Source organism: Chryseobacterium luteum (assembly GCF_000737785.1).
Classification (GTDB): Bacteria; Bacteroidota; Bacteroidia; order Flavobacteriales; family Weeksellaceae; genus Chryseobacterium; species Chryseobacterium luteum.
In genome coordinates this window covers 78,511-97,011 of the sequence record NZ_JPRO01000004.1, presented here as the reverse complement: position 1 = coordinate 97,011, position 18,501 = coordinate 78,511, and the positions used below count along the sequence as shown (strand labels likewise).

At 37.4% G+C, this 18,501-nt stretch carries 17 protein-coding genes and 4 tRNA genes; 17 read left to right on the top strand and 4 right to left on the bottom strand.

Annotated elements, in window-relative coordinates:
* Positions 1 to 29 precede the first annotated feature (29 nt).
* Complete coding sequence (locus IX38_RS07230) at positions 30 to 1,547, top strand: FMN-binding glutamate synthase family protein (RefSeq protein ID WP_034703363.1); 1,518 nt, start codon at positions 30 to 32, stop codon at positions 1,545 to 1,547.
* A gap of 72 nt (positions 1,548 to 1,619) precedes the next feature.
* Here the strand turns inward: IX38_RS07230 and IX38_RS07225 are convergent, their stop codons facing one another.
* Positions 1,620 to 2,363, bottom strand: a complete 744-nt coding sequence (locus tag IX38_RS07225; protein ID WP_034703361.1) for a hypothetical protein — start codon at positions 2,361 to 2,363, stop codon at positions 1,620 to 1,622.
* Positions 2,364 to 2,418: 55 nt separating this feature from the next.
* On the opposite strand from IX38_RS07225, the gene IX38_RS07220 reads away from it, so the two are divergent.
* Positions 2,419 to 2,856 carry an RNA-binding S4 domain-containing protein gene (locus IX38_RS07220; RefSeq protein WP_034703359.1) on the top strand — a complete coding sequence of 146 codons (438 nt, stop codon included), beginning with the start codon at positions 2,419 to 2,421 and terminating at the stop codon, positions 2,854 to 2,856.
* A gap of 13 nt (positions 2,857 to 2,869) precedes the next feature.
* Here the strand turns inward: IX38_RS07220 and IX38_RS07215 are convergent, their stop codons facing one another.
* Complete coding sequence (locus IX38_RS07215; protein WP_034703358.1) at positions 2,870 to 3,385, bottom strand: shikimate kinase; 516 nt, start codon at positions 3,383 to 3,385, stop codon at positions 2,870 to 2,872.
* 114 nt (positions 3,386 to 3,499) lie between these two features.
* On the opposite strand from IX38_RS07215, the gene IX38_RS07210 reads away from it, so the two are divergent.
* From IX38_RS07210 to IX38_RS07195, 4 genes are all read left to right on the top strand, one after another.
* Positions 3,500 to 3,572, top strand: a tRNA-Lys gene (locus IX38_RS07210).
* Between the two features lie 37 nt (positions 3,573 to 3,609).
* Positions 3,610 to 3,692 (top strand) — tRNA-Leu (locus tag IX38_RS07205).
* A 58-nt stretch (positions 3,693 to 3,750) separates the two neighbouring features.
* Positions 3,751 to 3,823, top strand: a tRNA-Lys gene (locus IX38_RS07200).
* 181 nt (positions 3,824 to 4,004) lie between these two features.
* Positions 4,005 to 4,077: transfer RNA gene (locus IX38_RS07195), tRNA-Lys, on the top strand.
* Positions 4,078 to 4,255: 178 nt separating this feature from the next.
* On the opposite strand, the gene panC is transcribed toward IX38_RS07195, so the two are convergent.
* Complete coding sequence (gene panC / locus IX38_RS07190) at positions 4,256 to 5,104, bottom strand: pantoate--beta-alanine ligase (RefSeq protein ID WP_034703357.1); 849 nt, start codon at positions 5,102 to 5,104, stop codon at positions 4,256 to 4,258.
* A gap of 170 nt (positions 5,105 to 5,274) precedes the next feature.
* Between panC and IX38_RS07185 the strand changes: the two genes are divergently transcribed.
* The 9 genes from IX38_RS07185 to IX38_RS07145 all read left to right on the top strand — a co-directional run bounded on the left by IX38_RS07185 (position 5,275) and on the right by IX38_RS07145 (position 15,812).
* Positions 5,275 to 6,045: a glycogen/starch synthase gene (locus IX38_RS07185; protein ID WP_034703356.1), complete on the top strand. Its 771-nt coding sequence runs from the start codon at positions 5,275 to 5,277 to the stop codon at positions 6,043 to 6,045.
* Positions 6,046 to 6,056: 11 nt separating this feature from the next.
* Complete coding sequence (locus IX38_RS07180; protein WP_034703355.1) at positions 6,057 to 7,655, top strand: DUF4270 family protein; 1,599 nt, start codon at positions 6,057 to 6,059, stop codon at positions 7,653 to 7,655.
* Positions 7,656 to 7,673: 18 nt separating this feature from the next.
* Entirely contained in the window at positions 7,674 to 9,527 is a 1,854-nt protein-coding gene (gene glmS / locus IX38_RS07175; RefSeq protein WP_034703353.1) for a glutamine--fructose-6-phosphate transaminase (isomerizing), read from the top strand.
* Between the two features lie 108 nt (positions 9,528 to 9,635).
* Positions 9,636 to 11,057, top strand: coding sequence for a T9SS ring complex lipoprotein PorK/GldK (gene porK / locus IX38_RS07170; RefSeq protein ID WP_034703351.1), 1,422 nt, complete (start codon positions 9,636 to 9,638; stop codon positions 11,055 to 11,057).
* 57 nt (positions 11,058 to 11,114) lie between these two features.
* Positions 11,115 to 11,807 carry a type IX secretion system motor protein PorL/GldL gene (gene porL, locus IX38_RS07165; protein WP_034703349.1) on the top strand — a complete coding sequence of 231 codons (693 nt, stop codon included), beginning with the start codon at positions 11,115 to 11,117 and terminating at the stop codon, positions 11,805 to 11,807.
* Positions 11,808 to 11,860: 53 nt separating this feature from the next.
* Positions 11,861 to 13,453: a type IX secretion system motor protein PorM/GldM gene (gene porM / locus IX38_RS07160; RefSeq protein ID WP_034703347.1), complete on the top strand. Its 1,593-nt coding sequence runs from the start codon at positions 11,861 to 11,863 to the stop codon at positions 13,451 to 13,453.
* 20 nt (positions 13,454 to 13,473) lie between these two features.
* Positions 13,474 to 14,412: a type IX secretion system ring subunit PorN/GldN gene (gene porN, locus IX38_RS07155; RefSeq protein ID WP_034703344.1), complete on the top strand. Its 939-nt coding sequence runs from the start codon at positions 13,474 to 13,476 to the stop codon at positions 14,410 to 14,412.
* A gap of 55 nt (positions 14,413 to 14,467) precedes the next feature.
* Positions 14,468 to 15,502, top strand: coding sequence for an NAD(P)/FAD-dependent oxidoreductase (locus IX38_RS07150; RefSeq protein ID WP_034703342.1), 1,035 nt, complete (start codon positions 14,468 to 14,470; stop codon positions 15,500 to 15,502).
* A gap of 52 nt (positions 15,503 to 15,554) precedes the next feature.
* Positions 15,555 to 15,812 carry a SemiSWEET transporter gene (locus tag IX38_RS07145; RefSeq protein WP_034703340.1) on the top strand — a complete coding sequence of 86 codons (258 nt, stop codon included), beginning with the start codon at positions 15,555 to 15,557 and terminating at the stop codon, positions 15,810 to 15,812.
* A 116-nt stretch (positions 15,813 to 15,928) separates the two neighbouring features.
* On the opposite strand, the gene IX38_RS07140 is transcribed toward IX38_RS07145, so the two are convergent.
* Complete coding sequence (locus IX38_RS07140; protein WP_034703337.1) at positions 15,929 to 16,321, bottom strand: hypothetical protein; 393 nt, start codon at positions 16,319 to 16,321, stop codon at positions 15,929 to 15,931.
* 554 nt (positions 16,322 to 16,875) lie between these two features.
* Here IX38_RS07140 and IX38_RS07135 point away from each other — a divergent pair.
* On the top strand, positions 16,876 to 17,265 hold the full coding sequence (locus IX38_RS07135) for a hypothetical protein (RefSeq protein ID WP_034703335.1): 390 nt from the start codon (positions 16,876 to 16,878) through the stop codon (positions 17,263 to 17,265).
* A gap of 147 nt (positions 17,266 to 17,412) precedes the next feature.
* Positions 17,413 to 18,498 carry an efflux RND transporter periplasmic adaptor subunit gene (locus tag IX38_RS07130; RefSeq protein ID WP_185097674.1) on the top strand — a complete coding sequence of 362 codons (1,086 nt, stop codon included), beginning with the start codon at positions 17,413 to 17,415 and terminating at the stop codon, positions 18,496 to 18,498.
* Positions 18,499 to 18,501: the final 3 nt, after the last annotated feature.

Genomic DNA, 18,501 nt, shown 5'->3' with positions numbered 1-18,501 from the left:
ATTTATTTTAACTTTAAAATACTACATTCATGAGAGATAAGTTTTTATCTTGGGGAATTGTATTAGTAACTGCTACATGGGTTGTCGCATTACTGATCAGAGCGCATTACTGGATACCCATCCTGTTATCCGCCATCTATGCATTGGGTGTTTACAATGCTTATCAGTCGAAACACGCTATTTTGAGGAACTTCCCGGTATTGGGCTACTTCAGGTATTTTTTCGAAAGTATTTCACCCGAAATGCAGCAATATTTCATCGAAAGGGAAACAGACGGCAAACCATTTCCCAGAAATCAGCGTTCGGCAGTATACAGACGTGCCAAAAATCTAAGTGATACCGTAGCTTTCGGAACACAGTTAGAAGTTAATCACAGAAAATATGAAGGGATCAAGCATTCTATTTATGCAAAATCACCCGCAGAAGAACTTCCGAGAGTATGGGTTGGAGGAGAGCAGTGTTCGCAGCCTTACCATGCTTCCTTATTCAATATTTCTGCAATGAGCTTTGGAGCGTTAAGCGACAGGGCGCAGATGTCTTTAAACAGAGGTGCTAAAAAAGGAAATTTCTACCATAACACGGGAGAAGGAGGAATTTCGCCTTATCACATGGAAGGAGGAGATCTTTGCTGGCAGATTGGAACCGGATATTTCGGCTGCCGTAACGAAGAGGGGAAATTTAACCCCGAACTTTTTGAAAAGTACGCCACCCTCCCGAATGTAAAGATGATTGAAATTAAGCTTTCCCAAGGGGCAAAGCCGGGACATGGAGGCGTGCTTCCGGGTGTGAAGAATACTCCTGAGATTGCAAAGATCCGTCACGTCACCCCGGGAATGACCGTTATTTCACCGCCATCCCACAGTTCATTTTCTGATGCTGCAGGTCTGTTGAGGTTCGTACAGCATCTGAGAGAACTTTCAGGAGGTAAACCGACCGGTTTTAAGCTGTGTATCGGTGATACTAAAGAGTTCGAGGATATCTGTGTACAGATGAATGTTCTAAAGATCTATCCGGATTTTATTACCATAGATGGCGCAGAAGGAGGAACAGGAGCCGCACCGCCGGAATTTTCAGATGGAGTAGGGATGCCTTTGGAACCCGCTCTTATTTTTGTTAACAGAACCCTTAACAATTATAATGTAAGAAGTAAATTAAGAGTTATTGCGAGTGGAAAGGTGCTGACAAGCCTGGATATTCTGAGAGCTGTGGCTATGGGAGCAGATATGTGTAATAATGCGAGAGGATTTATGTTCTCACTGGGATGTATACAGGCTTTAAGATGTAATAATAACAATTGTCCTACAGGAGTGGCTACTCAGGATAAAATGCTCGTTAAAGGGCTTGATGTTACTGATAAAAGTGAAAGAGTATACCATTTCCACAAAAACACACTGCATACCTGTAATGAACTGATTGCAGCTGCGGGAAGAAGCTCTTACGAAGAAGTAGATGCCACCATGTTCATGAGAGGAGATGAGTTTGACCATCTGGCAGATCTTTATTTCCCGGATATTTTAGGAAATGTAAGGGAGAAAGCAAGATTTTAAAAACAATGAAATATAAAAACCGCCTTCAGATGAGGGCGGTTTCTGTATGTTTAAAATGTATAAATTTTTGATTTATTTTTCGTCATTAGGTCTGTCGGCTCTTCCGTATACCTGAAAATTAAATACCATAGAATAATTTCTCAACGAGTATTGTGAACTGTAAGGATAATGTGGATCTCTCGCAAAAGCAGCTCTTGAAGGGACTAAGATAACGCCTTGAAGATTGTAAGGATTTCCATTTGGAAGATTTTTAAACGCTTTGAATTTTTGTATCGCCTCACGGAAACCTTCAACTTCATAGTAACTTCTCTGTTGTGCAACTCCTGCTGCTGCAAGTCGTATAGACTTCTTTGCAAAATAATACAGCGGATCAACGAGCGGAAGTCCGTTCCCATTAATTGTATTGCTGATTGTAAGTGAAGAAATGAAAGAAACATTTCCATCAGTATTTCCTGCTAAATAAGCATTCGCTCTTATCATAAGCGTAAGAATATCATCTTCTCCGATAGTTTGCGGCTCAACTGTTGGCTGTGCCCCGTCTCTCATGATGTATATGGTCCCGGAAGGAAGCGTCTGATACGGCAGGTCTATTAACTTTTTTTCATTATCATCACTGGCGTCCGTTGTGCTGAATGCTTTTATATTTCCCTGGGCATCCAGATAATTGTCGTTCATAAACTTTTTAATGGCCTGATCGTCATAACTGTTCTGAACGGAGATGTCTTCCGGTTCTTTATAAGTTTCAACTTCATCATCTTTCTTACATGCAGAAAAACATAAAGATCCCGCAAGGATATATAAAAATATTTTTTTCATTTCAAAAAACTTTAATTACTTTACAAATAATATAACGGCAAAAGTATAAAAAATTATGAGAATAGATAAATTTTTATGGTGCATTCGTTTTTATAAGACGAGAAGTATTGCAACAGAGGAAATTAAAAAGAACAGAGTTTCTATTGGAACGTCTGCCGTAAAGTCGTCTAAAGAGGTAAAAGAAGGAGATGTTATCAAGATCCGCAAAAATCAGATTGATTATAAAATAAAGGTCACTCAGATCCCCAAAAGCAGAATGGGAGCAAAACTTGTCCCTCTTCATATCCAGGATGTGACGGATAAAGAGCAGTATGAATTGCTGAAGCTCCGCAAAATGTCACAGGACTACTACAGAAATAAAGGCGAAGGAAGACCAACTAAAAAAGACCGTCGTGAGATGGATGAATATGTAGGAAATGATATAGCCTCAGACTTTACAGACTGGGATGATTTCTTTGGAGAAACAGCAGATACTGCCGAAAACGAAGATTAAGAACAAAAAAGCTCTAGAGATAGAACTTTTCTACTATTTCCTGTACAATATCTTCAGGATCCCGGGCATCTGTATTGACGCTGAACTGTGCTTTGCTGTAAAACGCATTCCTTTCAAATAAATGTTGGGCAATAAACTCCGGCAGATCTTCATCGGAAATATTGGCTATTAAAGGCCTTTTTTCCTTCTGTTTGGACAGTCTTTCATACAAAGTATTTACGGAGGCCCTTAAAAATATACTTTTCGAGCTGTGGTTAATAATCTCCATATTGTTATAATAAACCGGCGTTCCTCCTCCCAGGCTTAAAACCACATTTTCTTCCGAAGCGAGAATCTCTTCCAATGCCTCTCTTTCCAGCTTTCGAAACTGAATTTCTCCCTTCTTTTCGAAAATCTCAGGAATGGTTAATTTATTTCTCCTGGAAATCTCTTTATCGAGGTCAATGAGTTTAAAATTTATTTTATCGCTTAAAATTTTGGAAATGTGAGATTTGCCACATCCCATGTATCCGATCAGTGAAATAACCATGAATTTTTTTTAAACAAATTTGCAAAAAAGTTTTGAGATAATGAAAAAACTCCTATCTTTGCACCACTGAAAACGAGGGATATTATTTAAATATAAATCGTTGACAAAGTGACCGACTCGGTAGCTCAGCTGGTAGAGCAATACACTTTTAATGTATGGGTCCTGGGTTCGAATCCCAGCCGGGTCACAAGCGAAAAAAATTACTGGATTTTTGTAATTTTATAGCCTGCGTGGTGAAATTGGTAGACACGCCATCTTGAGGGGGTGGTTTCCTAAGGATGTGCTGGTTCGAGTCCAGTCGCAGGCACTGCAAAGAAAAATTTTAATGATTAATAATGGATTAGTTTTCATTTTTAATTGTGGCCGACTCGGTAGCTCAGCTGGTAGAGCAATACACTTTTAATGTATGGGTCCTGGGTTCGAATCCCAGCCGGGTCACAAGTTTACTGAAAAGTAAATTTTTTTCATATTAATATTTTGTGATTTGGTGTTTCAAAGGTCTCGTAAGAGACCTTTGATTTTTTTATAAATCCTATTGCAGGAACCGAAAAAGAATTATACCTTTGCACCTCTTAAAAACGATAACGCTGTTTATATGCAAAATCGTTGACAAGTGACCGACTCGGTAGCTCAGCTGGTAGAGCAATACACTTTTAATGTATGGGTCCTGGGTTCGAATCCCAGCCGGGTCACAAGTTTACTGAAAAGTAAATTTTTTTCATATTAATATTTTGTGATTTGGTGTTTCAAAGGTCTCCTCAAGAGACCTTTGATTTTTTATATATTGTAGCTGAAAAAAGCTCCGATTGTATTAACCAGAGCTGTATTTTGTAAAAAGCAGATATGCAGTATTTGTTCGCCTTCTTAATATTAATCCAAATGCATATTGTCAATTAATCTTACACCATCTACTACCACGACAATGAATGCTCTGTAATTTCTGTCCTTATAAAAAAAATCAGTTTCTTTTAATGTGTCTTCATCGGCAATTAAAAAATATTCTAATTTCATTCCCTGCTGGTGATCAAAAACATCCGTTACTCTTTCCTTTATTTCGGAAATGGTTACAGTGCGGAACCAATCGTTGACTTTATTTAGGGTTTGGTAAATGATCTTTGCGGTTTCTTTCCGGTTTTCTTGAAGCCTTTGGTTTCTGGAGCTAAGAGCAAGGCCATTTTCTGCCCTGTAAATAGGAACGCCCGTAATTTTTACCGGAAGCTGTTTCTTTTCAACCATCTTTTTGATAATGGCAAGCTGCTGGAAGTCTTTTTCCCCGAAATAGGCATTGTCTGGCCGGGTCTGTCTGAAAAGCTCTTCCACCACAGTTCCCACTCCGTCAAAATGTCCGGGTCTCGATTTTCCTTCCATTTCATTTTCCAGTCCGTCGAAATCATAATGCAGGCTTTCTGTTTTTACCGGATAAATATCGGTGACTTCAGGGATATAAACGGCATCTACTAATCCTGAATTTTCCAGAATAAGAATATCTCTGTTAATGTCCCTCGGGTATTTTTCCAGATCTTCAGGATTATTAAATTGGGTTGGATTTACAAAAATTGAAGAAATGACCAAATCATTATTTTTTCTGGCTTCTTCATACAAGGAAAGATGACCTTTATGAAGTGCTCCCATAGTAGGGGCGAAACCTATCTTTTTCCCCATCTCTTTCTGTCTCTCAATGAAATCCTGGAGGGTTTTCTTATTCTTTATAACTTCCATAGTTTATTTTAATACTAATTCAAAAATACTAAAAATATCATATAATTATATGAGTTTTTAATAATTTGAAAATAGGAATTATCGTAAAAAAATGTTAATTAAAATAATGTTGGATGTTTTTTTGTAATTTTGCACATTAAAGCGTTTTTACAAAAATATAGATAGAATTTATGCCGAATCAAAAAATACTGTACATTACTACAGAGATGTATCCATATCAGGAAGACACGAATATGGCTGCATTGGTAAACAAAATGGCACTTAAGATGCACAATGAAGGCAATGATGTAAGAGTTTTTATGCCAAGATTTGGACAAATAAGTGAAAGAAAATTCCAACTTCATGAGGTAATCCGTCTTTCGGGGATGAACATTATTATCAATGACCTGGACCAGCCTTTAATCATTAAAGTAGCGTCTCTTCCGGGGGAAAGACTTCAGGTTTATTTTATAGACAACGAAGAATACTTCAAAAGAAAGCAATACTACGTAGATGATGAAGGAAATCCTTTTGATGATAACGACGAAAGAGCAATTTTCTTTGCAAGAGGTGTTATAGAAACCATCAAAAAACTAAACTGGGTTCCGGATGTTATCCATTTGAACGGATGGATGTCTTCTTTTGTTCCAATTTATCTAAAGACTTACTACGAATCTGATACTTATTTCAAGGATGCCAAAATCGTCCTTTCTTTATACAATGAGAAAGACGCTAACCTGGACAAAAATATTGCTGAAAAATTGACATTCGATAATATTTCCGGATTAAAAGCGTTAGATAATCCGACAATCAAAAATTTTGTTATTGAAAGTATGAAATACGTTGACATGGTCGTAAAAGGAGATGAATTCCTGGATGCGGACCTGGATAAGGGTTTCAATGAAACAACGACTCCTAAGTCAGAATATGTTGACGTAGATTCTATAAACCAACTTTATTAAACACATTTTTAATGACTCATACTGTTAAAAGAACCTTAGCCATGCTTTTTGTGGCGGTTTTCGGGAGTGCCCTTCTTTATAACTGTGAACCGGATGCGGATTCGCTCGGCGAACAACTTTTTGTAGACGGTGCTGCGGAAGGCAATGTAACTTCTTATGACCTTATTGCTTACAATATTAATAATCATGATTCGATCAGAAGTGATGCAAGCAGGCTTGTAAGCTTGATCAACACAACAGGGAACTCTACATATACTGCTGTTTTAGGCGCATTTTCTGAGGGACAGTTTGGAATGCAGAAAGCATCATTTCTTACTCAGTTAAGAATGTCTACAGACGATTTTGATTTTGGAACCAGTCCGAAAATAGATTCTGTAGTTTTGGTGATGAGACCGGCAGCCGTAACTGATTCAGTTAGCGCACCTGGAGCGAAAGATGAAAATTTATTAATTGGAACTGAAAATGTAGCGGTTTCAACAGATATAAAAACATACCCGGTAAATTATACTAAAAAATACGGTAAGACAAAACTGGGAGCTGGAGGAACAAACACTCCTTTACATATAAAAGTGGATGAAGTAACTACATTCCTGGACGGGAATTCTGATGCTTTCAAAAGATCAAATGTAACCGTAGCTACCGGAGAATCATTGGGAACTTCTGTCTTTGACGGAAAAGTAAGAGCTGTAACCATCACTAAGAAATCGGATAATTCTTCCGTATTCACATCAGATGCAGGATTCAGAATGGCTTTAAATAAAAGTTTTTTCCAGACTAAAATTCTTGATAAAAGCAAGAAGCCGGAACTTATGGATGCGGCTAACTTTACCAGACACTTTAAAGGAATCAGACTTTCTGTAGAAGAAACAGATGGCTATCTTTTTGAGTTTTCTCCGGATAATATGGAAATAATGATGTATTATACCAATGAGAAAAATACTAATGGTACTATAACAAGACCGCAGTCTACCTTTAAGCTAATTGTAAACGGAGGACGTTATGGCCAGTATGAATATAACAGGACTGGTTCTGCATGGGAAAAAGCATCCTCTACCAACAACCCAGATGGAGATCCTAAGCTTTATTTACAGGGAATGGGAGGCCCTTCAATAGGAGTTAAAATTCCTGAAGAAACAATCACTAAGCTTAAAACTCTATATGATGCAGATAAAGCTGCTATTATTAGTGCAAAAATCAGAATCTTTACGGATGCTGCAACATGGAGCAATAAATATAGAAGGAAGGACAACAATTTAACCATTTTGCCTATTGATAAAAGAGATGCGTCAACACAAGTAATTACTTTGTCAGACTTTATTGCAGATATGAACGCAGGCTTTGGAATGATGAAATCATATGATCTGGATAAAAATCCTTCTTATTATGATTTTATAGTTACAAAAACAGTAAAGGATATTGTTGAAGCAGGAAAAGCTAATAAAGATCTTCTTATTAATATGGGTAATTTTATACCAACTGAAGCAAATGTATTGGCTGGGTATAAGTATACATCCAGATCTTTTGCAACGGAAAGAAGCGTTTTTGTGGGGTCGGACAAAAATAATCCCAACAGAATTCAGTTAAATATTATTTACGGAACAAAAAAATAAAAAAACACCAGATAAAATATGTGTGGAATTGTAGGATATACAGGATTTCAGGATGCGTATGACATTGTGATCAACGGTCTTAGAAGATTGGAATATAGAGGGTATGACAGTGCGGGAATTGTCCTGGAAGGTTCAAACAATAAATTTGAAGTAGAAAAGACAAAAGGGAAAGTAGATGACCTGGTCAATATTTCGGCACAGTTGAAAGGTACGGCTAAAATAGGAATGGGGCATACCAGATGGGCTACCCATGGAGTTCCAAGTGACAGGAATTCACATCCGCATTTATCAAACAACGGAAAAATTGCTGTTGTACATAATGGTATTATAGAAAACTATGATACTATAAAGACAATGCTTAGTGAAAAAGGATTTACTTTCAAATCCGAAACAGATACGGAAGTATTGGTAAATCTTATCCAGTATTTCATGGATTTGAAGTCTGAAACAGATTTTCCTACAGCGGTAAGATACGCTTTGAATGAAGTATATGGAGCATACGCGATCACGGTACTTCATGAAGATTATCCGGGAGTATTGGTCGTTGCAAGACTGGGCTCTCCACTGGCAATAGGACTGGGAGATAAAGAATATTTTATTGCTTCTGATGCATCACCTTTCGTAGAATTTACCAAAGAGGCGATCTATCTGGAAGAAGGACATATGGCTACCATTTCATTGGAAACTGGTGTAGATATCAGAACGATCAACGAAAACTCCAGAATCGAACCTGAAATTCAGGAGCTTAAATTAAGCTTGGAGCAGATTGAAAAAGGCGGTTACGAGCATTTTATGCTTAAAGAAATCTTTGAGCAACCTAAATCCATACACGATACTATGAGGGGGAGACTTCTTGTAGAAGAAGGAGTAATAAAAATGGCAGGTATCTGGGATCATTTAGAGAGATTCAAAAATGCAAACAGAATCATCATTATTGCCTGCGGTACTTCATGGCATGCAGGTCTTATCGGGGAATATCTTATTGAAGAATACGCAAGAATTCCTGTGGAGGTAGAATATGCATCAGAATTCAGATACAGAAACCCTATTATTACAGATAAAGACGTTGTTATCGCTATTTCCCAGTCAGGAGAAACAGCAGATACAATGGCTGCATTGAAATTAGCAAAAGAAAAAGGAGCGTTTATATATGGTATATGTAATGTGGTAGATTCTTCTATTGCAAGAATTACAGATGCCGGTTCATATACTCACGCAGGCCCGGAAATCGGTGTGGCTTCTACAAAAGCATTTACGGCACAGCTTACCATCCTTAGCTTAATTGCATTAAAATTAGGAAAGCACAACGGTAATTTAGGAAACGCTGAATTCATGAGCTTAATTGCAGAATTGGATGCTATTCCTAAAAAAATCGAAGAAGTTTTAAATACCACTCACGAGCTGACTCAGGAAATAGCAAAAGACTTTATAAGCACAACCAATTTCCTTTATTTAGGAAGAGGATACAATTATCCTGCAGCATTGGAAGGTGCTTTAAAATTGAAAGAAATCTCTTATATACATGCAGAAGGATATCCGGCAGCAGAAATGAAGCACGGACCTATCGCTCTTATTGACGAGAACATGCCAATTGTTATTATTGCTCCTAAAAAAGGGCATTACGATAAGATTGTGAGCAACGTTCAGGAAATTAAGGCCAGAAAAGGAAAAGTCATTGCTGTAGTCAATAAAGGAGATAAGCAGGTAAGTGCAATGGCAGATTATGTTATTGAAATTCCTGAGACTTCAGAATGTTTCTCACCAATCGTTGCTTCCGTACCTTTACAGCTATTAGCTTATTATATTGCTGTATACCGTGGAGCCAATGTAGATCAGCCGAGAAACCTGGCAAAATCAGTAACCGTGGAATAAAAAACAGTTGTAAATAAAATAAATTTAGATTTCTTCCGTTATTTCAAAAAAAATCTTAAAAGTTTCTTAAAAAAATTATATATTTACGGCTTAATTATAAAAATTAACATGAAAAGGATATTTCTTTTATTATTGTCTGCGTCGGTAGCATCAGTATCTTGTTCAGGTGGTGGCAGTTCTTCTGTAGGGAAACCTGGAACAAAAGGAGAATTGATACCAAGAGAAAAAACAAAATCATTTGTTGCGGAAAGACCATTTGGAATGGTTGGTATTCCGGCAGGTTCATTTGTTGCCGGTCTGGCAGATCAGGATCCAACAAATACTCCTGAAAAAGCTTCATTGAAAACTGTTACTGTTTCCTCTTTCTTCATGGATGAAGCGGAAACTACCAATGCAGAATACAGGGTATTTATCAATTATGTAAGAGATTCCATTGCGAGAACTCTGCTAGCCGAAGCCGCTGGGGAAGGCGGTGAAGAAGGTGGACGTAAAGGAGCAAGCATAGGTGATTATGCATACCTTGCTAAAAAAGAAGAAAATTTAACACCTTATCAAGAATATTTAGAAGGCCAGGGAGGAAGAGAAGACGGAGGTTATGATGCAACTAAAAAACTGGACTGGAAAATCCCTTTACACTGGAGTACCGGAAAGTACCCTGATGTAGAATATGCAGAAGTTCTGGAATCTATGTATTTACCGGCTTCTTCTAGAATCGGAAACGAAAGGATTTTAGACGTTAGTAAACTAAAATACAACTATCAGTGGGGAGATATGGATGCCGCACTTGCTGACAACGAAAGAGGTGCAAACTACCTTAAAAGTTCAAGCATTGCGATCTATCCCGATACCACAGTTTGGGTAAAAGATTTCCACTTTGCATACAACGAACCATTGTTCGAACAGTATTTCTGGCACAAAGCCTATAAAGATTATCCTGTAGTAGGAGTAACTTGGGATCAGGCAAGAGCTTACTGTAACTTCAGATCTAAACTGAAAACAGATTATAACGAAAGCTTAAAAAGAAAAAAACAAAGACCAATGCAGTTCCGTCTTCCTACAGAGATCGAGTGGGAATATGCTGCAAGAGGCGGAATGCAGAATGCTACTTACCCTTGGGGAGGTCCATATTTAATGGATGACAGAGGTTGCTACCTTGCCAACTTCAAACCTAAGAGAGGTAACTATATGGAAGACGATAAAAAAGGTACTTATACATATACAGCTCCAGTAAAGAAATTTAAGAAAAATGGATTTGGGTTATTTGATATGGCTGGAAACGTTTCTGAATGGACAGAATCTGCGTATAACAACTCTTCTTATGGATTCTCTTCTACGCTAAATCCTTCTACGAAAGATAAAAAGGATACGAAGAAGTCTGTAAGAGGTGGATCTTGGAAAGATATAGGATATGCCCTTATGACAGGTGCTAGAGATTGGGAAAGAAAAGATTCCGCAAGAAGCTATATCGGATTCAGAACTGTACAGGATATCCCTGAAGCAGCTGTTAAGCCAAGAAGAGTTAACAGATAATTAACCGGACAATTTTTCAATAACAATTTTATTTAACATTAAAAAAACTAACTTAATATGTTTAAGACTAAAGATGCTTGGATGAATTTCTTTTATTCATTCGGTGCTGCAATTGTAATTCTTGGAGCTTGGCTTAAAATTACTCACATTACCTTGGGACCAATTAATGGTAATATCGCTCTTACTGTGGGACTTATTACAGAAGCTATTATCTTTATTATTTTCGCATTTGACCCTCCAAAATCAGAAGAATCTTATGCGTGGGAAAATGTATATCCTGAATTATTGGATAAGCATGCCAACCCAAACCCTTTACATTCTAATGTGTCATCTAGAAACAATGCACAGCAGCTTGCGGAATTAGAAAATTCTCTTTCAAATAAATTAGACAAAATGCTTCAGGAAGCAAAACTGGATGTTCAGTTGTTTGACAGACTTAGAACAGGTATCGACAAGTTCTCAAGCTCTGTTGATCAGATCAACCAGACAGTTGACGTATCAGCTTCTACTCATAAGTATAATGACCAGCTTAACAAAGCAGCTCAGCATATGGAAAGTATGAATGCTTTATATGCAATGCAGCTTGAAAGCGGTAAAAGACAGTCTGAATTTGCCAACAAGTATGTGGCAGATATGCAGAAATCTGCAGAGCAGTCTGAAAAATTCAATCAAGAGCTACAAGGTTTAACAACTAATCTTAACAGTTTAAACAGAGTTTATGGTGGTATGCTTACTGCTATGAAGTCTTAATTCCTAACCATTTCTAAATTTAACTACTTAATCAAAAACTAAAAGAAAAGAGAATGGCACAAGGAAAACAGACCCCTCGTCAGAAGATGATCAACCTGATGTATTTGGTGTTCATCGCGATGATGGCCCTAAATATTGATGCAGAAATCATCAGATCATATTATGACTCTACCAGAGCTTTGAATGAAACAAGAACTTTAACGGAGAAAAAGAATGAAAAAATCTTTGAAAAAACGTTAGAGGCTAAAGCTCAACAGGTTCCGGATACCTATGCACAGCCTTGGGAACAGTATAAAGTTTTAAAAGGTAAAATAGATGTATTAGTATCGTCTGCTCAGGGAATTAAAGACGCCTTGAAAAAACAGTCGGATTTTCATGATAAAGATCCAAAAACAGGAAAAGAAATTGATGTAAGCGAAAATTTTGCAGCATTAAATAATAATGAAGCAACTACAGAATATTTCTTCAAAGAAGGAGAAGAAAACACCCCTTCAAAAGGAGCTTTGGAATTAAAAGCTAAAATTGATGATGTAAGAAATTATATCAATGCAACTTTTGGTAACAATCCACAATTAAAAGATTTGGTGGACAGAGCTAATAAGTCTCTGATCGCTGAATATCCAAAAGGAAAATCTCCGAATGACAAGACCTGGTTCCAGAATAAATTCTATCACCAGCCGTTAATCGCTGCAATCTCTAACTTAGAGATCATCCAGAATGATGCGAGAAACGTACAGTCTGATGCATTGGCATTATTACTTCAGGAGAAAGTGGATGCAAGTATCAAATTCTCAAGTTACGAGCCTATCGTTTCAGGTCCGGTAGATATCCAGGCAGGAAAACAGGCTGAACTAAAAGTAATGTTAGGTACATATTCTACAAGCAACAAGATCAGTATCACTGGTGTAAGCAGAGTAGAGAATGGTAAAGGTATCAGTTCAATATCAGGTTCTGGTATTGGTGAACATACATTAGGAGGAACAATTACTTTAACGGATGCTTCAGGAAAACCTCAGAGTTTCCCATGGACGCACACGTATAACGTAATCGCAGGTCCAAGAGAAGTAAAACTTGAAAAAGGATTATTGCTTTCTGCGGATAAAATGAATGTAATGTATAGAGGACTTGAGAACCCTGTTTCAGGATCAATCTTAGGTGCTGACAATTCTAAACTTTCATTATCTGCTCCGGGAGCATCTGTAAGAAATACAGGTCCAGGTAAATGGATCGTGAAGCCTACAACAGGTAATATAGTTAGACTGACATTATCCGGAATAGATCCTTATGGAAAATCTGTATCTCAGGTATTTGAATATAGAATTAAAAATGTTCCGCCACCACAAGGACAGATGAGAGGACAGAATGTATTGTCGATGCCGGCAACTTCTATTCCTAACCAGTCTGTACAGGCAGCGATTCCAGACTTCGACTTCCCGGTTTCATTTAATGTTACCCAGTTCATGGTTAGAATTCCTGGAAGAGCAGCATTACTGATCCACGGAAATTCATTAAGCGATGCAGCCGGATTAGTTAAAAATCTTAGATCTGGAGATGTAGTTTCAATTTTCGAAATTAAAGCTACAGCACAAGGATTAGAAGGACAGCAGATTAAAAACATTACTCCTATAATTATTAATGTTCAATAGGACTAAAATTGTAATTTATTATGAAAAAATATATTAGCAGCCTTTTAGTATTAGTTTCGGGATTTGCTTTATCCCAAACTATTCTGAATGCTTCTTCTCCAGAAGAGTTCAGACAGATGAGAGAGGAAAACAAACAAAAAGTTGGTGATACTATTATTGATAACACAGTAAAGCCTCTTGAATATGGTTTTGTAGAAGATAAAGATATCCTTAAGAGTATGTTTGTTTGGGAGATCATTGATATGAATGATAAGATCAACCAGCCATTCTACTACGACAATCCGGATGGACTTCTTGCTACACCTACCAGATCTTTGTACCAGTTATTATTGGACGGTGCATTAACCGGAAAGATCGAGCAGGTTTATGATGATGAAAACTTTACCGTGAAACTTTCACCGGAAGGTATTCAGAAGAGATTGGAAAAAGTAGTAATCAACGATGCTGCTATTGATATCCTTAACTCTGGAAGACCGTTAACCGAACAGGAGAAAAAAGAATATACCGACGTTTTCAAGACGACTACTGAAAAAGTAAAAGTCCTTAAGATCATGGGTATGTGGTTTATCGATAAGAGAGACGGACAAATGAAATACAGACCTCTGGGAATTGCAGCAATGGGACCTGATCCGGCTGTACAGGGAGTTATTGGACCAGATGGTAAGCCTATTGCCAGTAATGACGAGCTGATCGACTTATTCTGGATCTACTATCCGAACGCAAGAGATGTTTTGGCAAACAATTATGTTTACAACAGAAAAAACTCTTCTGCTGACCTGTCCTTCGATGATATTATCAATGCAAGAAGATTCTCTTCTATTATTTACAAATCATCAAGCGGTTTAGGTGACGGTACCATCAAGGACTATATCCCTAAAGATGCTGAAGATCAGTTGGAAGAAAGCGAAAGAATCAAGACGCAGATCCTTAATATGGAAAATGATATGTGGAATTACTAAGATTTCACTTGATATTTATACAAAACCTGAGTACTTTTACTCAGGTTTTTTTATTATGAAACATATAGACTATATTATCGTTGGAGACGGATATGCGGGGTTGTTTTTCGCTCATCAGTTAATTAAAAATAACAAATCATTTGCGATCTGGTCAGAAGGCAGGAAAAGCGCTTCCCAGGTTTCTGCAGGCATTGTCAACCCTGTAGTTCTTAAGAAATTCACGACTTTCTGGAAAGCACAGGAACAGATTGACTTCCTGAAAGACACTCTGAATGAAATAGAATCTTATACCGGGAAAAATTATCTGATCAGTTCGCCGATCCACCGGATTTTTCATGATGAGAACGAACAGAATCTTTGGCTGAAAAAATCGGATAATGAAGAACTTTCCAGCTTTCTCGATAAAAATTTCGATCATTTAGAGGTGGTAAAAAACAACTTTAACACAGGAAAGGTCAATCAATCTGCCAGGCTTCGGGTAAGTGGATTTTTCACGGATCTATTCAGTTTTTTAGAAAAAGAAGAGCTTCTGGTCAAAGAAAAGTTCGATTACGAAAAATTGGATGCTTCCTCAGGTTCCTATAAAGATTTTAAGTTTAAACATATTGTATTTTGTGAAGGAATGGGCGTGAAAGAAAATCCTTTTTTCTCCGATATTGCTGTAACTCCCAATAAAGGCCATCACATAAAGGTAAAACTCTCCGAAGCAATTCCAAACGATATCACCATTAAAAAGAAACACTTCTTATTCCCCACAGATAACGGACTTCATTTCTATGGCGGAACCTATGACAGAGAACAGCTTCATCATCATGTGGATGAATCAGCAGTTACGCAGCTTGTCAATGGACTGTCTGAAATTTACCCTTATGATTTTGAAGTGCAAGAAGTGAATTTCGGTTTCAGGCCGACCGTAAAAGACAGAAGACCGATTATTGGAAGGCACGAAACATTTAAAAACCTATACGTCTTCAATGGTCTTGGAGCAAGAGGAATTCTGAATGGCTGTTACTTTTCAAAAAGCCTGTATCAGTTTATTGAAGAAAATATTCCCCTGCATGAAGAAGTTTCCAGTGAAAGATTTAAATAATTTAGCTTAAAAATACCTCGAAAATCCATAACTTCAAAAGACAATTCAAACTATGAATGAAAATATACTGGGTATAGTTGCAGGAGTTCTCACTTCCATTTCCATGATCCCCCAACTGATCAAGGTGATCAAAGAAAAAAATGTGGATGATATTTCTCTGGTAATGCTTTTAGTGCTTATTACCGGGCTTTCACTATGGGTCTGGTATGGCTTTATGAAAGACGAACTTCCTATTATTTTGTCAAATGCATTTGCCGTGCTTGTCAATATAAGCCTCCTGATCTGCTATATGATCTACCGGAAATCTTAAAAATATAATAAAAGAAGACGCTTCACAAAACAGTAAAGCGTCTTTTTATATCATAAAATTTTGATCCGATTGTAGCCGAAGAATAAATTTATCCTGAGATAATTTTTTCTTTCTGCTTAATAAGAAGCCATCTTTGCGGACCCTGAACCTTTTGTTTCACTTTTTGCGTGGAACAGAACCATATCTACATTCTTTTTCAGTAAAGTAATATTTCCTTTGATATTAGAATACTGATATTCTTCATTGCTTGCAGTATAGTCAGGAAGGGCTTCGCTTTTTTTCAGGTCATAGGTTTTACCTTCCAGATGAACTGTTGCAGTACCTTTTGTGTGATTGATGGTAACCTCAATTTTATCCCCGTAACTGTCGGTGAAAATATCTTTCGACGTTTCATCTTTGTTTTCAGGAACTACCTCAGTAAGTGTTTCTGCTTCCTTACCCGGATGCTTACACGCTGTTGAGGAAAGGACTGCCAGCCCGATAAGAACCGATGTGAATAATTTTTTCATAGTAATAAGTGATTTGAAAGTGTATCATGAAATGGTGATATTAATACTGTATAAATTTACGAATATTTCTGATAAATATATGTTAATTTTACATAAATTAATTGATATTTTTATCTTTTGGGCATGACAGATTCTTTAAGTAATTTTATAAAATTCTGAAAAGGACTCTTTTTAAAGGTCTGAAGCTGATCACCGTTGAAATGCTGCATGGAGCCGCCGGTTTAAGAATAAAATAGTACAGATTTTCCCATGTTTCATTTGTTGTTTTAATAGGCAGCAAAATTATTAAAAATTATAGAATGCTGATACACAGTAAAAATGATTTAAATCATACTCCTGGAAAATCCTTTTTTGCAATAAATTAAAAGAATAACTGAATTTCATGTGATCCGGCCCCTTGAATACAGGGATTAATATTTCTGTTAAAATTTTGAAGAGTCTCCCTGCACATTGTGAAATAACGCAGTTCCTTATTCAGCTAATTTAAAGGAGAGTTAAATTTTGTTAATCTGCTATGAGGGTATACCTTTCTAAATGTACCTTTGCCACTTCAAATGAGAAACTTCATAGTATACTTTTTAACAGGCCTTTTTCTGCTCTTTGTAGTAGAAAGCAGACTTAGTGTTAAGACACTCCGAAATGACTATTCAGGTCATGTTTCTCATCATATGCCTAAAAAAGCCAACCGCCTGAACCAGACTTTTGAAAAGCTTTCGGTACAGCAGATGGCAGACAATGTAGATAATTCCAGCCTCGAACTTACTGAAAACGACTTTCAGCTGTCTGACACCATACAGATTATTGCTGTATTGGCCGGAGTATTCAGTCTTGTCTATATTTTTGGCTTATCTTCTTCTAAAAGCAGGAAACCCAATATTCACGGTTTTCTTTCGCTCTATTCCAACGTTAAAACATTTATTCTGATCCGTTCTATCAGAATCTAAGATTCCTCTTTCCTGATTTTATTTCTGTCCCGGTTCCGGATAGGAAATACACTGCGCTGCATATGCCGGTAATCATTACGGTGCAGGATTTCTATTACCGTTTTATCCTTTTCAAAACATTAACGATTTATATTAAACTCTAGAATTATGATCAAAAGAGTTGCCTCAGGCATTGCGATAAGCACCCTTTTATTGACTGTTGGCTGCAGTCAGAAGAAAGAAGAAAAAGAAGAAGCCACAGTATATCCCGTCACCAGCCCTGTAAAAATGGATACGGTGATCAATAAAGAATATGTAGCCCAGATCCAGTCTGTGAAAAACATTGAAATCCGCGCACAGGAAAAAGGATTTCTTGAAAAAATTTACGTAGATGAAGGGCAGTACGTTCATGCAGGACAAACCCTGTTCAGAATTATGCCTCAGCTGTATCAGGCAGAATTATTAAAAGCCAGAGCAGAAGTGGAGCAGGCTTCCATTGAACTGAAAAATGCCAGTACCCTCGCCAGCAACAATATTGTTTCTAAAAACGAACGGGCAATGGCCAAAGCCAAACTGGATGCAGCTAACGCTGAAATGAAACTGGCCCAGATCCATTTATCTTTTACAGATATCAAAGCACCGTTTTCCGGAGTAATCAACAGAATTCCCTTAAAATTGGGAAGCCTTGTAGACGAAGGAGATCTGCTGACATCTTTATCAGATAACACCAATGTTTACAGCTACTTTAACGTGTCAGAACCTGAATATATAAGCTATCAGACCCATGCTGCCGACAGAGGAAGCAATCAGGTATCCTTAATTATGGCGAACGGAGAAATGCTTCCGCAGAAAGGTGAGATCCAGACCATAGAAGGAGAATTCGACAATGAAACAGGGAATATTGCCTTCAGAGCAAAATTTCCTAACCCAGACAAACTGCTTAGAAACGGAGAGACAGGAAAAGTACAGATGACCCTTCCGGTTCATAATGCACTGATCATTCCACAGAAAGCGACTTATGAAATTCAGGATCAGAAATATGTATTCGTCATTGATAAAAATGGAAAAGCAAAATCCAGAAATATAAAAGTGTCTTACGAACTGCCGGATCTCTATGTATTGGGCTCAGGACTTGCCGAAGGCGATAAGATCCTTTTGGAAGGAGTACAGAAAGTAAAAGACGACCAGAAAATACAGACCAAATATCAGGATCCTAAAAAAGTTCTTCAGTCATTGAAACTAAAAGCAGAGTAGTCT

What these genes read in the sequence shown, in the direction of transcription:
- IX38_RS07215 (WP_034703358.1), bottom strand. Translation starts at nt 3,385, where the DNA reads ATGGTTATTTCACTGATCGGATACATGGGATGTGGCAAATCTCACATT.
- IX38_RS07145 (WP_034703340.1), top strand. Translation starts at nt 15,555, where the DNA reads ATGAATGAAAATATACTGGGTATAGTTGCAGGAGTTCTCACTTCCATT.
- IX38_RS07185 (WP_034703356.1), top strand. Translation starts at nt 5,275, where the DNA reads ATGCCGAATCAAAAAATACTGTACATTACTACAGAGATGTATCCATAT.
- porM (WP_034703347.1), top strand. Translation starts at nt 11,861, where the DNA reads ATGGCACAAGGAAAACAGACCCCTCGTCAGAAGATGATCAACCTGATG.
- porN (WP_034703344.1), top strand. Translation starts at nt 13,474, where the DNA reads ATGAAAAAATATATTAGCAGCCTTTTAGTATTAGTTTCGGGATTTGCT.
- IX38_RS07225 (WP_034703361.1), bottom strand. Translation starts at nt 2,363, where the DNA reads ATGAAAAAAATATTTTTATATATCCTTGCGGGATCTTTATGTTTTTCT.
- porK (WP_034703351.1), top strand. Translation starts at nt 9,636, where the DNA reads ATGAAAAGGATATTTCTTTTATTATTGTCTGCGTCGGTAGCATCAGTA.
- IX38_RS07135 (WP_034703335.1), top strand. Translation starts at nt 16,876, where the DNA reads ATGAGAAACTTCATAGTATACTTTTTAACAGGCCTTTTTCTGCTCTTT.
- IX38_RS07130 (WP_185097674.1), top strand. Translation starts at nt 17,413, where the DNA reads ATGATCAAAAGAGTTGCCTCAGGCATTGCGATAAGCACCCTTTTATTG.
- glmS (WP_034703353.1), top strand. Translation starts at nt 7,674, where the DNA reads ATGTGTGGAATTGTAGGATATACAGGATTTCAGGATGCGTATGACATT.
- IX38_RS07230 (WP_034703363.1), top strand. Translation starts at nt 30, where the DNA reads ATGAGAGATAAGTTTTTATCTTGGGGAATTGTATTAGTAACTGCTACA.
- IX38_RS07180 (WP_034703355.1), top strand. Translation starts at nt 6,057, where the DNA reads ATGACTCATACTGTTAAAAGAACCTTAGCCATGCTTTTTGTGGCGGTT.
- IX38_RS07140 (WP_034703337.1), bottom strand. Translation starts at nt 16,321, where the DNA reads ATGAAAAAATTATTCACATCGGTTCTTATCGGGCTGGCAGTCCTTTCC.
- IX38_RS07150 (WP_034703342.1), top strand. Translation starts at nt 14,468, where the DNA reads ATGAAACATATAGACTATATTATCGTTGGAGACGGATATGCGGGGTTG.
- IX38_RS07220 (WP_034703359.1), top strand. Translation starts at nt 2,419, where the DNA reads ATGAGAATAGATAAATTTTTATGGTGCATTCGTTTTTATAAGACGAGA.
- porL (WP_034703349.1), top strand. Translation starts at nt 11,115, where the DNA reads ATGTTTAAGACTAAAGATGCTTGGATGAATTTCTTTTATTCATTCGGT.
- panC (WP_034703357.1), bottom strand. Translation starts at nt 5,104, where the DNA reads ATGGAAGTTATAAAGAATAAGAAAACCCTCCAGGATTTCATTGAGAGA.